Raw genomic sequence first — 14,987 nt, forward strand, 5'->3', positions numbered from 1 at the left:
AGACGAACTCTATGAAACAGGTGCTTTTTATTCGTCCCGACACGCACGAGGACGGGAACATAATGTGGTGCGAGTCCGGTAGCGACCAGGTGGGACAACGCCAGGGACTGGCGTCACTGGCGGAACTCGCCGGTCACACGCTCGCTGCACGGGTATGTCTGTTACTCCCGGCCAGCGAAACGATATTCCGTCACTTCACACTGCCTAAAAAAAGCAGCGTCGAATTCTCCTGGCTGGCAGAGGAGACGCTGATTGGCGACGTGGACACGCTTCACTGGACGGTGCTCAACAAGAAAGGGCGGGACGTTGACGCGGTGGCCATTGAGTCTGCGCGTCTGCAGTACTGGCTTGACCGCTGCGCCGATGCCGGATTGACGGTAGTGCAGGTGCTGCCGGATGCGATCCTTCTGCCGGTGGCCGAGGGCGGGAGCACGCTGGTTTCCACCGACAGCGGCTACTGGATGCGCTACTCGCCGTTTGGTGCCTGTGAAACCGACGCCGCGCTGCTGCCGCTGCTGCTGAGCCAGCAGCGCACAGGTGACATTGTCTGCTACGGCGATGCGCCAGCGGGCGTGAAGGTGGATGAGCAGCTGGCCTGGCAGCATCCGCTGGTGCTGATCCAGCCGCAGTGGAAGCGCTGCAAAGCCAATCTGCTGCACGGTGAATTTTCAGCCAAAGGCGAGCGCGCCGGTTTCCGCCATGCGAAATCGGCCATTGCCGCCGCGGCACTGCTGAGCCTGGGGCTGCTGATTGGCCCCCGCGTCGGCATGGCCTGGATGCTGAGCAGCCAGGAAAATCTGGCCCAGCAGCAGATGGTTGAGCTGGCCCAGCACTACTTCCCGACGCTGCGCCAGACCACCAACCTGAAATACCACTTCGGGCAGAACATTAAGAAAGAGAAGAAAGGATTCTTTCTTCAGCTGGACGCGCTGGATCAGGTTAAGCAATCGCTCCCCTCTGTCGAGCTGAGCGAAGTCGGGTACGACGACGCGCAGAATCAACTCACGCTGAACATCAGTTCGATGGATCCCACGGCGCTGCAGGCGTTCGTTAATAAGGCGAGCGACATTTTCGACTTTACGCTGCAGCCGGTCTCCAGTGAAGCGCCTTATACCGCTATCATCACAGGGAAATATAAATGAAAGAGAAAATTGGCCAATTAAAAGCTCGCTATCTGCGCTACAGCCCGCGCGAGCGTAATCTGTTTAAGCTGTGCGGCGCGGCGCTCTGCTACGCCATTATCTGGTACGGGGTAATAGCGCCTCTAGATAATATTATTAAAAATGAGCAAAGCACGCTGCAGAAACAAAAGCAGACCCTGAACTGGATGCGTGAGGAAATTAATAAAAACCACCTTCAGGCCAAAGTATTAAAAACCAGTAACCCACGAAGCGTGGTGGAAGAGAGCGCCAAAGAGATCCACGTTGCGCTGAGCAATATTCAGCAGGACGGTCAATCTATGTCGTTTAATATCGACCGGATAAACGTGTATGAATTAAAGAACTGGCTCAGAGAGGTGAACTTAACCTCCGGGGTGCGCTTGGAAAAAATGGATCTTACCCCGGTGGATCGCCTCAGCGACGTGAAGGCGCAGATTAAACTCTCGTGGACGAAAGCGGCATGAGCCCGCTGACGCTGCTTCAGGGCAGCCAGATGCCCGCCCTGTGCCTCCTGAGCGGCGCGCTTGGCGGCATTATCGGCAGCTTTCTTGGCGTGGTGGTCGAACGCATTCCTCCGCTCATCAACGAAGAGGAGGGCGCCGGAAACCTGCTGTTTCCGGCATCCCACTGCCCCGCGTGTTTCCACGCGCTCTCCTGGTGGGAAAACATTCCTGTACTGAGCTGGTGCTGCCTGCGCGGACGCTGCCGTTGCTGCCAGACCGCGATCCCGCTGCGCCTGCTGTTGCTTGAGCTTTCCAGCGCCCTGTTTTTTGCCCTGACGGCGGCGTTCGCCCCGTCTGCGGCCGCGCTGATTTCGCTGTGGGTTCTCTGGTGCGGGCTGCTGCCGCTGGCGACGATAGACGCGAAGCACCTGCTGCTGCCGGATTGTCTGACGCAGCCTCTGCTGTGGGCGGGGCTGTTAAATCATGCGATTTTTCAATCCCTACCGTTGTCGGATGCCCTGTACGGCGCGGCGGCGGGTTACCTGTCGCTGTGGCTGATCTACTGGGCGTTTCGCCTGACCACCGGTCGCGAGGGGTTGGGCTACGGAGATTTTAAGCTGCTGGCCGCGCTCGGCGCGTGGTGCGGCTGGCAGGCATTGCCTTCATTATTGCTGGCGGCTGCATTAAGCGGTATCGCATTGTATTTTCTTTTTTATAAAGCTCTTAAAGAAAATAGCGTTATTCCGTTTGGTCCCATGTTGTCACTGGCTGGTTTGGCTATTTTTATTCTTCAGACTCTGCAATTCACATTCTGATTTGCGCGGTCAAGTTTTTTCTGAAATTTTTTCGATAAGGGAATGAAAGGATCTTTTTAAATTCTCGCAGTATTCTAATAAACATAAGCTGTAAGGATTATCGCTCATGTTTTTATAGGGAGGGTATTTTCGCGTACTACATGTTTTGTACAAATAAATATTGTCCGCTGTTTTGTTGAAATAGCTTATTCACGACTCGCCCATGTTATATGGAATACATGGTTATTTAAATTTTCACAAATAATGTTATCAGGAATTAATAATGAAATTTATGAAGCCTAAATATCTGGCACTCTTTGTTGCGGCTGTCTCCGGCACCGCGTTCGCCGCAGCGCCAGGTACGCCTTCAATCAGCAGTGGTAATGATAAGTTTGCCCTCGTTGAAATAGACCAGGCCGCGCAGGATTACGGCACGCTCGTAAAAGTGCACAACGATGGTGTGGACGTGAAAGTTGAGTGGAACGTCTGGAGCGGTGATGCGCCGACAACCGGTAAAGTTCTGCTCGACGGTCAGACCGTATGGTCTGGCGCTGCCGGTGCATCCGGTTCCGCGACCTTCAAGGTGAAAAAAGGTGGCCGCTATCAGGAGCAGGTTGAACTCTGTAACGCCAGCGGATGTTCCAAAAGCGCAAGCAAGCTGATTATCGTTGCGGATACCGACGGTAGCCACCTGCTGCCGCTGAATACCGCTCTGCAGGAAAATAACAAAACGTTCGCAAAGCATACCGATAAAGTGGTTGGCGCTTACTTCCCTGAGTGGGGCGTATATGGCCGTAACTTCCCGGTTGATAAAATCCCTGCCTCTAACCTGAACCACATCCTGTACGGCTTCATCCCAATCTGTGGCGGTGACGGCATTAACGACGGTCTGAAAACCGTTGAAAACGGTAACAGCTTCGCAGCACTTCAGCGCGCGTGTGCTGGCCGCCAGGACTTCACCGTGGCGATCCACGACCCGTGGGCAGCGCTGCAGAAACCGCAGTCCGGCGTGTCTAACTGGGACGACCCGTACAAAGGTAACTTCGGCCAGCTGATGGCGCTGAAAAAAGCGCATCCAGACCTGAAAGTCCTGCCTTCCATCGGCGGCTGGACCATGTCCGATCCGTTCTACAAAATGAACGATACCGCGATCCGCGCACGCTTTGTGGCGTCGGTTAAAGACTTCCTGAAAACCTGGAAATTCTTTGACGGCGTGGATATCGACTGGGAATTCCCGGGCGGCGGCGGCGTGAACGAAACGCTGGGTAACCCTCAACAGGATAAAGCCACCTACACCGCAGTAATGCACGATCTGCGCACCATGCTGAACGAACTGTCAGCGGAAACCGGTCGCACCTATGAGCTGACCACGGCAATTGGTTCCGGTAAAGATAAGATTGAAGACGTGGACTACAACACCGTCCAGCAGTACCTCGACCATATCTTCCTGATGAGCTACGACTTCTACGGCGCGTGGAGCAACACCGAGCTGGGTCACCAGGCGGCACTGCATGCCCCAGCATGGCGTCCGGATACTAACTACACCACCTCTAATGGCGTTGACGCGCTGCTGGAGCAGGGCGTACAGCCAGGCAAGATCGTTGTGGGTGCAGGCATGTACGGCCGCGGCTGGACTGGTGTACACGGCTATACCGGCGACAACCCGTTCACCGGTACCGCAACGGGCGCGGTGAAAGGCACCTGGGAACCGGGCGTGGTTGACTACCGTCAGATTGTGAACGAGTACAAAGGCAAGCCAGGCTGGGAATACGGTTATGACGCGGATGCGGAAGCACCGTACGTCTTTAACAAATCCACCGGCGACCTGATCTCTTATGAAGATGCCCGTTCAACGGCCGCGAAAGGTAAGTACGTGCTGGCGAAAAACCTGGGGGGACTGTTCTCCTGGTCTATCGATTCCGATAACGGCGATATCCTGAACGCGATGAACGAAAGCCTGCTGGGCAGCTCAACGCCAGAGCCGGTTGTGACTAACCATGCACCCGTTGCTGTGGCGGCCGATCAGTCCGTCACTGGCCCTGCAACCGTGACCCTGGATGGTTCTGCGTCAACTGACCCGGACGGTGATGCAATCACCTATAAATGGACCCAGATCTCTGGTCCATCCGTCACGCTGACCAACAGCAACAAAGCGAAAGCGACCTTCTCCGTTGGCGCGGTCACCAGCAATCAGACGCTGGCATTCCGTCTGACCGTAACCGATGCGAAAGGCCTGAGCAGCACCGCTGACGTTCAGGTTCTGAACAAAGCGCCGAAGGCTAACCAGGCACCAGTGGTTAACCAGATGCAGGCTGTGAGCCTGGAAGCAGGCCAGTCTTATACCCTGAACGTACAGGCTGCGGATCCAGACGGTGATGCACTGACCTATACCTGGAGCATTCCATCCGATATGCACGCCACGGGTATCAATACCTCAAGCGTACAGATCACTGCTCCAGAAGTCGCCACTGATTCAACTTATACCCTGAGCGTTATGGTGAGCGACGGTAAAGCCAGCGTACAGTCTAACGTTGAAGTGACCGTAACGCCGAAAGCGGCCCCGGTTGTGCCTGATGAAGACACCACTCCGGCTGACGAAGGGACTACCCCATCTGACGAAGGAACTACGCCATCAGATGAAGGCACCACCCCATCTGCAACCGGCAGCTGCGACAACCCTGTTGATGCCAACGCCAGCAAATATGCTGCGTGGGAATCCAGCAAAGTCTACAACAACGGCGATACGGTAAGCTCTGATAACCTGGTCTGGAAAGCGAAGTACTGGACTCAGGGCAACAAGCCAGGCTTTGGTGCAGATGCATGGGAACTGGTCAGTCAGGTCAAAATGAACTGGCGTGCTGACACCGTCTACAACGGCGGCGACAAAACGACCTACCAGGGCTTCGAGTACCGCGCGAAATGGTGGACTCAGGGCGACAAACCAGGTAACAGCGATGTATGGGTGAAAGAAGGCGCGTCAGCTGACTGCAAATAATCTTCTGAACCTTAAATTGTGGGTGTGATATCCGCCCACAATCACAGACCACACCCCGCTTCGGGTGTGGTCTGTAACCAAACTATTTAACAGGACGTGTTTGAGGAGAAATAAAACGTACCACCGCAGGTGAATAATGAAACGATTACTGTTGCTGTTATTAATATTAAGCCAAAGCGCATTGGCGAATTGCTGGGATAAAGCGGCGCATTATTATCATGTTGACCCTTATTTACTTTATGCCATTGCGAATGTGGAATCAGGAATGAATCCCTACGCCGTCGGGACCAATCATGACGGGACGCATGACGTAGGATTAATGCAAATAAACAGCTCGCACTTTTCGGAGCTTGAACGACGCGGTATCAGCGAACGTAGACTGATGACTGAACCTTGTACCTCCATTATGGTGGGCGCATCGATTCTGTCAGGCATGATTAACGTCTACGGATATAACTGGGAAGCCGTGGGCGCCTATAACGCCGGAATTAAAAAAGAAAATTATCCAAAGCGTATGGTCTATGCCCATAAAGTCTGGGCGAAGTATCAGCAATTAAAATCTGTTGCACGCGAAAGAAATGACTGGTGAGTTTTTTCTTTTTTGAAGCGTACCGTTAAGTATGCTTCAGAAAGTGAAAAACAGCTGTCTGGAGTTTATTTATTAATGGATTAATAAATAAGCTGGGATTTTATTTTAAACCATCGAATTAACAGGAATAACCGAAATGAATAAAAGGACATTACTGAGCGTGTTGATTGCGGGTGCGTGCATTGCACCTGTTATGGCTCAGGCCACCATGTTGAAGGCAGAAAGCAGCGAGCCTTACACCATGAAAGCCAGCGATCTGGCGAAAAAGGAAAAAGAGCTGACTGATTTCCCCCTGATGCAGTCCGTGAAGGATACCATCCGCACGCTGGACAACGCTTCAGTTGAGCAGATTGAGCCAGGCCGCGCCTCTAACCCGGTTAACGTTAAACGCGTTGAGGGGATCCTGAAAGAGAGCGACTGGGAATACCTGTTCCCGCTGCGTGCGAAGGACTACAGCTACAGCAACTTCCTGAAAGCGGTGGGTAAATTCCCGGCGCTGTGCGACACCTACAAAGACGGCCGCGACAGCGACGCCATCTGCCGTAAAGAGCTGGCAACCATGTTTGCCCACTTTGCGCAGGAAACCGGCGGCCACGAAAGCTGGCGCCCGGAAGCCGAATGGCGTCAGGCGCTGGTCTACGTGCGCGAAATGGGCTGGAGCGAAGGCCAGAAGGGCGGCTATAACGGCGAATGTAATACCGACGTCTGGCAGGGTCAGACCTGGCCGTGCGGTAAAGACAAAGACGGTGATTTCCTGAGCTACTTCGGCCGCGGCGCGAAGCAGCTGTCCTACAACTATAACTACGGTCCGTTCTCCGAAGCGATGTACGGCGACGTTAAAGTTCTGCTGGAAAAACCCGAGCTGGTGGCAGACACCTGGCTGAACCTGGCGAGTGCGATCTTCTTCTTCGCCTACCCACAGCCGCCAAAACCAAGCATGCTGCAGGTTATCGACGGCACCTGGCAGCCGAACGATCATGACAAGGCCAACGGCCTGGTCCCTGGCTTCGGCGTAACCACCCAGATCATCAACGGCGGCGTTGAGTGCGGTGGCCCGACTGAAATTGCGCAGTCTCAGAACCGCATCAAGTACTACAAAGAGTTTGCTAACTACCTGAAAGTACCTGTTCCGGCTGACGAAGTGCTTGGCTGTGCGAACATGAAGCAGTTCGATGAAGGCGGCGCGGGCGCACTGAAGATCTACTGGGAACAGGACTGGGGATGGAGCGCGGATACGCCTGACGGCAAAACCTACTCTTGCCAGCTGGTGGGCTACCAGACGCCATTCAGCGCGTTTAAAGACGGCGATTACACCAAGTGTGTACAGAAGTTCTTTAACGTGAACATCGTGAATGACGACGGTTCAGCGACCAAGCCGGACGAAACGCCGGTTACGCCAACACCAACGCCATCAGAAGATGAAACGCCAGCACCAACGCCGGACGAAACCCCGGCAGCGGTAAACCATGCGCCAGTGGCGCAGATTGCGGGTCCAATCGGTGCCGTTGAAGCGGGTGCGCAGGTTTCTCTGAGCGCTGAAGGTTCTACCGACGAAGACGGTAACAAACTGACCTATACCTGGCGTTCCCAGGACGGCCAGACCGTCACCGGCGATGACAAAGCGGTTGTGACCTTTACCGCGCCAGAAGCGGCGACAGCGCAGCAGTACGAAGTGAGCCTGACCGTCAGCGATGGCGAGCTGAGCAACAGCACCACCTACCTGCTGAACGTAAAAGCCAAAGCAGCCACCCCGTCTCAGGACGAAGGCACTTCCGGCGATTACGCAGCATGGAGCGCGAACAGCAAGTACAAGGCAGGCGATATCGTGAACAACCACGGTAAACTGTTCCAGTGCAAACCGTTCCCGTACAGCGGCTGGTGTAACAACGCCCCGGCATACTATGAACCAGGCGCAGGTCTGGCATGGTCTGAAGCCTGGACGGCTCTGTAAAAGCAAAACGGCAACCTTCGGGTTGCCGTTTTCGTGTTTTCTCCCTCTCCCCGTGGGAGAGGGCATCAGGCCGCACCAGACTGACTACCGATGCAACTTCCCATGATCCCGCAGCCACGCTGCCGTGCGTACAATCCCTTCATCCAGCGTCACAATCGGCTTATACCCCAGCTCATTCTCCGCGCGCGAAATATCCAGCGTGAAATCAAAATTAAGCTTTGATACCCCATAGTGGGTCAGCGCAGGCTCTTTGGCCGTTTTACTGCCAAAACGCTCCATGCTGCGGGCGATCATATCCAGCATCGGATAAGGCACCGAACGGATACGGCAGTTAATCTGCAGCTCGTCGATCAGGCGCTGCACAATGCTGCGCAGCGTGCAGGGCTCGCCGTTGGTGATGTTGTAGGCGCGACCGGAAATCAGCTTATCGCAGTCCGTCTGGCTTGCCAGCCACATGGCGTGGACCGCATTTTCGTAATAGGTCATATCCACCAGGGCATCGCCGCCGCGCGGCAGCAGCACGCTGCCGTAGTGGTGCATCATCTGCGCCAGACGGGGAATAAACACTTTGTCGTGCGGCCCGAACAGGCTCTGCGGACGCAGTACCGTAAAGCGGGTATGCGGGTTCGACTGCGCCAGCAGGTCAATCACCTCTTCGCTGGCCGCCTTGCTGCGGGCAAACTCACAGGCAAAACGGGCAGGACGGAAATCTTCCTGCACGTCACGATGGTGGTGATAGTCGAAATAGAGCGACGGGGACGAGATATGAATAAAGTTACGCACGCCCCAGGCGACGGCCCATTCTCCCAGACGGCGGGTTGCCCGCACGTTGGCGAGATCAAAGGCTTCCTGGGTACCCCACGGGGAGGTGAAACTGGAGCAGTGCCACAGCGTATCGATACCGGCGAGCATCACTTTTGCCTGAGAGGAGACCAGCTCCGTCAGGTCGGCATGGACGAACTCTGCGCCCATTTTTTGCAGCAGCTTCCCCATCGCTTCGTTGCGACCGGTAGCTCTGACGCTGATGCCCTTGTTGCGCAGAAATTCGACCGCATTTCGGCCTAAGCCGCTGGTCGCCCCGGTAACCAGTACCTTCATATCAATCCACTGTGTTGAAAAGAATTTCGTGCGCATTCTTTCGTGAATTACGGCGCTATGCAATGGGAAAGGTGAAAGAAAGAGAGTTTTATTTAGATCTTTTCCGTCTTTTGTTCTGCAAGTTGCGCAATCCGCTTTGCCATCCCGCGGAAGATAAACAGGTGCGCGGGGATCATGAACAGCCAGTAGAACAGACCGGGCATCCCGTGCGGATGCCACCATGCGCGGACGTCCAGTTCACGACGATCGCCTTTGTCTTTCAGGGTAAAGCAAAGGCGGCCCAGCCCGGGAGCCTTCATGCCGAACAGCAGCGCCAGCTGTTTTTCCGGTTCGACGATGATGACCTTCCAGCTGTCGACCGCATCGCCCACCTCAAGATACGGACGAGCCGGGCGACCTTTTGCCAGCCGGTGGCCCACTAGCAGATCCAACGCCCCGCGGGTTTGCCAGAGCAGGTTGCCGAAGAAATAACGCTCTTTGCCGCCGATCTGGTTCACCACCTCCCACAGCGCGGCCAGGCTGGCCGTGGTTTCCACCGTGCAGCCCGCCTGTTTCGGGTAATAGCCGTACTCCGGCCGCCAGCGGGCAAATGCCTGGGCGTCGTAACCCCAGTCGCTGGAGTTCACCAGTTGCTCTTCTTCTTTAAGCGTGTTGCGCACGGCATCGTCAAAGCGGATCAAATCCTGGGGAATGAGCGCCCGCAGCTCGCGATCGTCCGCCAGCAGATCGTGTTTCAGTCCCTGGATCAGCGCTTTTGCTGTGGTTGGTGGCACCGACGTAATAACGTTCAAAAACCACACCGAAATCCAGCGGGTTGGGAAGGGGATGGGGATCAGCCAGCGTCGGCGTCCGCTGACGCGCATAAAGTGTTCGAACTGCTCCTGGTAGCTCAGCACTTCCGGGCCGGCGGCCTCCAGCACGCGGTGCTGCTCCGCCGGATGATCCAGTAATGCCACCAGATAATGCAGGAGATTCTCCAGCGCAATCGGTGTGGTGCGCGAGCGGACCCAGCGCGGCGGCGTGAGCACCGGCAGGTTGTAGACCATATCGCGCATCACTTCGAAGGCGGCGGACCCGGCGCCGACGATAATGCCAGCGCGCAGTTCGGTGACGGGAATGTTCGCGCCGCGCAGGGTCTCGGCGGTCAGCTGGCGCGCGCGCAGATGGTCGGACTGCTCGTTTTCGGGAGCCTGCAGGGAGCTTAGGAAAATCACCTGCTTAACCGGCACTTGCAGCAGAGCATCGCGGACGTTCATCGCCACCTGACGCTCGTGGGCGATAAAATCGCCGCCTTCACCCATGCTGTGGACCAGGTAATAAAGCGTATCGACCCCGTCCAGCAGCGCTGGCAGCGCGACTGGCCAGTTGAGGTCGACGTTGTGGCAGGTCACGCCGGACAGGTTTTGCTTTTGCAGGCGCTCGGTGTTGCGTGCCGCTGCCAGCACCTGATGTCCCTGCTGGCTTAACGCCGTGGTCAGATGCTGACCGATATATCCGCTGGCGCCAAGCACCAGAATACGCTGCGGCACGTGATGCTCCTTAACGCTGTAAAAAGGCCTGCCAGTGTTTCACCACGTCCGCCAGCTGTTCGCGGCTCACGTCGAGATGCATCACCAGACGCACAACGGGTGACGCGTTGATCAGTACGCCACGCGCTTTCATATATTCGCCAAGCGCAGCGGCGTGGTCATCGCCCACGCGAACGAACAGCATGTTGGTGTCGTGGCGCATCACGTCGGCGCCAATTTCGCGCAGCTGCGACGCCATCCACGCGGCGTTGTCGTGATCGTCTTGCAGACGCGTGACGTTATTCTTCAGGGCGTACAGACCCGCCGCCGCCAGGATGCCGGCCTGGCGCATGCCGCCGCCGGTCATCTTGCGCCAGCGGTTGGCGCGCTTGATGTAGTCCGCACTGCCGACCAGCAGGGAACCCACGGGCGTGCCCAGCCCTTTCGACAGGCAGATGGTGAACGAGTCACAGTATTGCGTAATCTCTTTCAGCTCGCAGCCGTACGCCACCACGGCGTTAAAGATGCGCGCGCCGTCCACGTGCAGCCCGAGCTTGCGCTCGCGGGTGAATTCCCACGCCGCTTTCAGGTACTCGCGCGGCAGGACTTTGCCGTTATGGGTGTTTTCGAGGCTCAGCAGCCTGGTGCGGGCGAAATGGATATCGTCGGCTTTGATTTTCGCGGCGACCTTATCGAGTGGAAGAGTGCCGTCCGGCGCGGCGTCAATCGGCTGCGGCTGAATGCTGCCGAGTACCGCCGCGCCGCCTGCTTCATACAGGTAGTTATGTGCACCCTGGCCGACAATGTACTCTTCACCGCGCTCGCAGTGGCTGAGCAGCGCGACCAGGTTGGCCTGCGTGCCGGTGGGCAGGAACAGGGCGGCCTCTTTACCGCTGAGCTCTGCGGCATAGTGCTGCAGTTCGTTTACCGTCGGATCGTCACCGTAGACGTCATCCCCGACCGGGGCGGCCATCATCTCTTCAAGCATGGCGCGACTCGGGCGGGTAACGGTATCACTGCGTAAATCAATCATGGCATGTCCTTATATTTAAAAAGGCGATGCCAGATGTTTTACCTGAGCCAGTTAGTTTTTGCCAGTTCGATCACTTCATCGCCGCGGCCGCTGATGATGGCGCGCAGCATATAGAGGCTAAAGCCTTTGGCCTGCTCCAGCTTGATCTGCGGCGGGATCGCCAGCTCCTCTTTGGCGACGACGACATCCACCAGCACCGGACCGTCAATGGAAAAGGCGCGCTGCAGGGCTTCATCCACCTCGGACGCTTTTTCAACGCGGATACCGGTGATGCCGCAGGCCTCTGCAATGCGCGCGAAGTTGGTGTCGTGCAACTCTGTGCCGTCCGTCAGATAGCCGCCGGCCTTCATCTCCATCGCCACAAAGCCCAGCACGCTGTTGTTGAAGACCACGATTTTCAGCGGCAGCTTCATCTGCACCACCGACAGGAAATCCCCCATCAGCATGCTGAACCCGCCGTCGCCGCACATTGCCACCACCTGACGCTCTGGCTCCGTCGCTTTTGCGCCCAGCGCCTGCGGCATGGCGTTGGCCATCGAGCCGTGGTTGAACGAGCCGAGCAGGCGGCGTTTGCCGTTCATCTTGAGATAGCGGGCCGCCCAGACGGTTGGCGTGCCCACGTCGCAGGTAAAGATGGCATCGTCGTCAGCAAAATGGCTGATCTGCTGGGCCAGGTACTGCGGGTGAATGGCTTTGTCGCTCGGTTTGGCGAGATCGTCCAGCCCCTTGCGGGCATCGCGATAGTCGTTCAACGCCTTATCAAGGAACGTGCGGTCCGTTTTCTCCTCCAGCAGCGGCAGCAGGGCGGCAAGGGTGGATTTGATGTCGCCCACCAGCGCCATATCGACCTTACTGTGCGCCCCGATGCTGGCCGGGTTGATATCAATCTGAATGATTTTGGCATCCGACGGATAGAACGGACGATACGGGAACTGGGTGCCGAGCAGGATCAGCGTGTCGGCGTTCATCATGGTGTGAAAACCGCTGGAGAAACCGATAAGCCCGGTCATGCCCACGTCATAGGGGTTGTCGTACTCGACGTGCTCTTTGCCGCGCAGGGCATGAACAATCGGGGATTTCAGCTTGCCGGCAAATTCAAGCAGTTCCTTGTGCGCGCCTGCACAGCCGCTGCCGCACATCAGGGCGATATTGCTGGAGTAGCGCAGCAGCTGAGCCAGCTTTTTCAGCTCTTCTTCGGCAGGCGTAACCACCGGCTGCGGCGCGTGGTACCAGTGCGTGCTGGCCCCTTCAGGTGCGGCCTTGAGGGCCACGTCGCCCGGAATAACGACCACGGAAACGCCGCGGTTCAGCACCGCCTTGCGCATGGCGATTGCCAGCACCTGCGGGATCTGCTCCGGGGATGAAACCAGCTCGCAGTAGTGGCTGCATTCACGGAACAGCTCCTGCGGATGCGTCTCCTGAAAATAGCCGCTGCCGATTTCGGAAGAGGGAATATGCGCGGCAATCGCCAGCACCGGCACGTGATTGCGGTGGCAGTCGAACAGACCGTTGATCAGATGCAGGTTGCCCGGCCCGCAGGATCCGGCGCAAACGGCCAGTTCACCCGTGAGCTGCGCTTCGGCACCGGCGGCAAAGGCGGCGACCTCTTCATGACGGGTCGGCATCCATTCAATGGTTTTCATCTTGTTGAGGCTGTCGCTCAGTCCGTTAAGGGAATCGCCGGTTACGCCCCAGATACGTTTTACGCCTGCCTGTTCGAGGGTCTTCGCTATGTATGCAGCCACGGTTTGTTTCATGGGTGTCCATCTCCTTTTTGTGATATCGCTTACAAGCTTAGAAGAAAGTCTCTGTCTTGCCCGCTTTACCCCCTCATTAAAAGGTGGTTTTCAAAGACTACTCTTCAGCATAATCTGGCTGAACATTGGGTAAAAACAGGAATTATTTCAAATGGTTAAATCATTGTTAACTGCTGTTAATGAAAAGCTATCGTGCGACGATCTCGGCAAACTCTTGTTACGAGTTGCCGTCGGCGGGCTGATGCTGTTTCACGGTTTACACAAGCTATTCGGCGGCGTGGGATTTATCAGCGGCATGCTGGTGGAAAAAGGCTTGCCGGGGTTTATCGCCTACGGGGTGTTGATTGGCGAAGTGGTGGCACCCGTGCTGATTATTGTCGGCCTCTTTACGCGCCCGGCGGCGCTGGTGCTGGCCTTTACGATGATCGTGGCATGGCTGATGGTGGGCACGGGCAAAACCTTTGCGCTCGATGCCGTGGGGGCGTGGGCGATTGAAAGCCTGGTGTACTTCTTTATCGGCTCGCTGGCCGTGGCGTTTTTAGGGGCAGGGCGGTACGCGGTGGGGAAAGGTCCTGCGTGGCGATAGGGTTGTTGTGGGTCGGGTAAACGTAGTGCCACCCGACAAAAAGCCCGGTGGCGCTGACGCTTACCGGGCCTACGATCGAACATTTAACGTTTATCGCTTATGCGAGGACCAGGTCCCCCTGCGGATGACATGAGCACGCCAGCACATAACCCTCGGCAATTTCCGCATCCGTCAGCGTCATGGTGCTGGTGACGGTGTAGTCACCGGAGACCACTTTCGTCTTACAGCAACCGCACACGCCTGCACGGCAGGCTGCTACCACCGGCACCTTGTTACTTTCCAGCGCGTCCAGCAGCGTGGTCCCGACGCGGCCAAAGAAGGTTTGCGCAGGCTGCAGCCTGGTAAACTGAATCCCGCTGGTTGCCGCTTCCGCTACCGGCGTGAAGAACTGCTCTTTGAAGAAGCGGGTCACGCCGAGCGCTTTCACTTCCTCTTCCACGATAGCCATGTACGGCGCCGGGCCGCAGGTCATCACGGTACGGTTCGCGATATCCGGCACGCTTTGCAGCAGCTCGCGGCTCAGACGCCCCGCGACAAAACCGTGCGTCGCGTTGTGTTCTGCTACCAGCGTCACCGGATAGTTGCGCCATTCATCGGCAAAAATCACGTCCTCCGGAGAGCGAACGCTGAATATCACCTGCACGTCGGCCTGAGGCCGGTTTTTAGCCAGCCAGCGGCGCATCGACATAATCGGCGTCACGCCACAGCCCGCCGCCAGCAGCAGGAATTTATCTTCGGTTTTGTCGTCACAGGTGAAATCGCCCTGGGCGTCGGACAGCCAGATATAATCCCCGCGCTTCACGTCCCGGGTCAGCCACTGCGAGCCTGCGCCGTCATCAATACGGCGGACGGTGAGCGTGATGTACTCGCTCACGCCCGGCGTTGAGGAGATCGTGTAGGCGCGCAGGGTGTCCGCCGCGTTGCGGACGCTGACCAGCGCATACTGACCCGCGCGGTACGGGTAATAGTCGTGGCACAGCAGCGACAGCGTCCACACATCCGGCGTTTCCTGATGGATGTGGTGAACCTGCATCCGCCACGGACATTGTGAGGTTGGCATGGTCATGAGTTAC

12 protein-coding genes are annotated in these 14,987 nt (G+C 56.9%); 7 read left to right on the plus strand and 5 right to left on the minus strand.

All coding sequences use genetic code 11. The features are described from left to right. Positions 1-11: 11 nt before the first annotated feature. From gspL to ACWHWP_RS07525, 6 genes are all read left to right on the plus strand, one after another. Positions 12-1,142, plus strand: a complete 1,131-nt coding sequence (gspL, locus tag ACWHWP_RS07500) for a type II secretion system protein GspL (RefSeq protein WP_447855334.1) — start codon at positions 12-14, stop codon at positions 1,140-1,142. Continuing rightward, positions 1,139-1,624: a type II secretion system protein M gene (locus ACWHWP_RS07505; RefSeq protein WP_447855335.1), complete on the plus strand. Its 486-nt coding sequence runs from the start codon at positions 1,139-1,141 to the stop codon at positions 1,622-1,624. Before gspL ends, ACWHWP_RS07505 begins: the two co-directional genes overlap by 4 nt. Further along, positions 1,621-2,418 (plus strand): prepilin peptidase, encoded by a 798-nt coding sequence (locus ACWHWP_RS07510; protein ID WP_447855336.1) that lies wholly within the window; start codon positions 1,621-1,623, stop codon positions 2,416-2,418. Before ACWHWP_RS07505 ends, ACWHWP_RS07510 begins: the two co-directional genes overlap by 4 nt. A 262-nt stretch (positions 2,419-2,680) precedes the next feature. Then, positions 2,681-5,392, plus strand: a complete 2,712-nt coding sequence (locus ACWHWP_RS07515) for a glycosyl hydrolase family 18 protein (RefSeq protein ID WP_447855337.1) — start codon at positions 2,681-2,683, stop codon at positions 5,390-5,392. 136 nt (positions 5,393-5,528) lie between these two features. Then, a complete protein-coding gene (gene iagB / locus ACWHWP_RS07520; RefSeq protein ID WP_325826843.1) occupies positions 5,529-5,981 on the plus strand; it encodes a type III secretion system invasion protein IagB in 453 nt (150 codons plus the stop codon). 136 nt (positions 5,982-6,117) lie between these two features. Then, on the plus strand, positions 6,118-7,932 hold the full coding sequence (locus ACWHWP_RS07525; RefSeq protein ID WP_447855338.1) for a glycoside hydrolase family 19 protein: 1,815 nt from the start codon (positions 6,118-6,120) through the stop codon (positions 7,930-7,932). 84 nt (positions 7,933-8,016) lie between these two features. On the opposite strand, the gene ACWHWP_RS07530 is transcribed toward ACWHWP_RS07525, so the two are convergent. The 4 genes from ACWHWP_RS07530 to poxB all read right to left on the minus strand — a co-directional run bounded on the left by ACWHWP_RS07530 (position 8,017) and on the right by poxB (position 13,328). Then, complete coding sequence (locus ACWHWP_RS07530) at positions 8,017-9,030, minus strand: NAD-dependent epimerase/dehydratase family protein (protein WP_048339046.1); 1,014 nt, start codon at positions 9,028-9,030, stop codon at positions 8,017-8,019. 92 nt (positions 9,031-9,122) lie between these two features. Further along, positions 9,123-10,559 carry an SDR family oxidoreductase gene (locus ACWHWP_RS07535; RefSeq protein WP_059310441.1) on the minus strand — a complete coding sequence of 479 codons (1,437 nt, stop codon included), beginning with the start codon at positions 10,557-10,559 and terminating at the stop codon, positions 9,123-9,125. A 10-nt stretch (positions 10,560-10,569) separates the two neighbouring features. Next, on the minus strand, positions 10,570-11,571 hold the full coding sequence (gene ltaE, locus ACWHWP_RS07540; protein WP_447855339.1) for a low-specificity L-threonine aldolase: 1,002 nt from the start codon (positions 11,569-11,571) through the stop codon (positions 10,570-10,572). A 38-nt stretch (positions 11,572-11,609) separates the two neighbouring features. Continuing rightward, positions 11,610-13,328 carry a ubiquinone-dependent pyruvate dehydrogenase gene (poxB, locus tag ACWHWP_RS07545; RefSeq protein ID WP_447855340.1) on the minus strand — a complete coding sequence of 573 codons (1,719 nt, stop codon included), beginning with the start codon at positions 13,326-13,328 and terminating at the stop codon, positions 11,610-11,612. A 151-nt stretch (positions 13,329-13,479) separates the two neighbouring features. On the opposite strand from poxB, the gene ACWHWP_RS07550 reads away from it, so the two are divergent. Then, positions 13,480-13,914, plus strand: coding sequence for a DoxX family protein (locus ACWHWP_RS07550; protein WP_447855341.1), 435 nt, complete (start codon positions 13,480-13,482; stop codon positions 13,912-13,914). A 97-nt stretch (positions 13,915-14,011) separates the two neighbouring features. Here the strand turns inward: ACWHWP_RS07550 and hcr are convergent, their stop codons facing one another. Next, positions 14,012-14,980, minus strand: coding sequence for an NADH oxidoreductase (hcr, locus tag ACWHWP_RS07555; protein ID WP_447855342.1), 969 nt, complete (start codon positions 14,978-14,980; stop codon positions 14,012-14,014). Positions 14,981-14,987 lie beyond the last annotated feature (7 nt).

Source organism: Enterobacter sp. WI-ESBL-E8 (genome assembly GCF_053364895.1).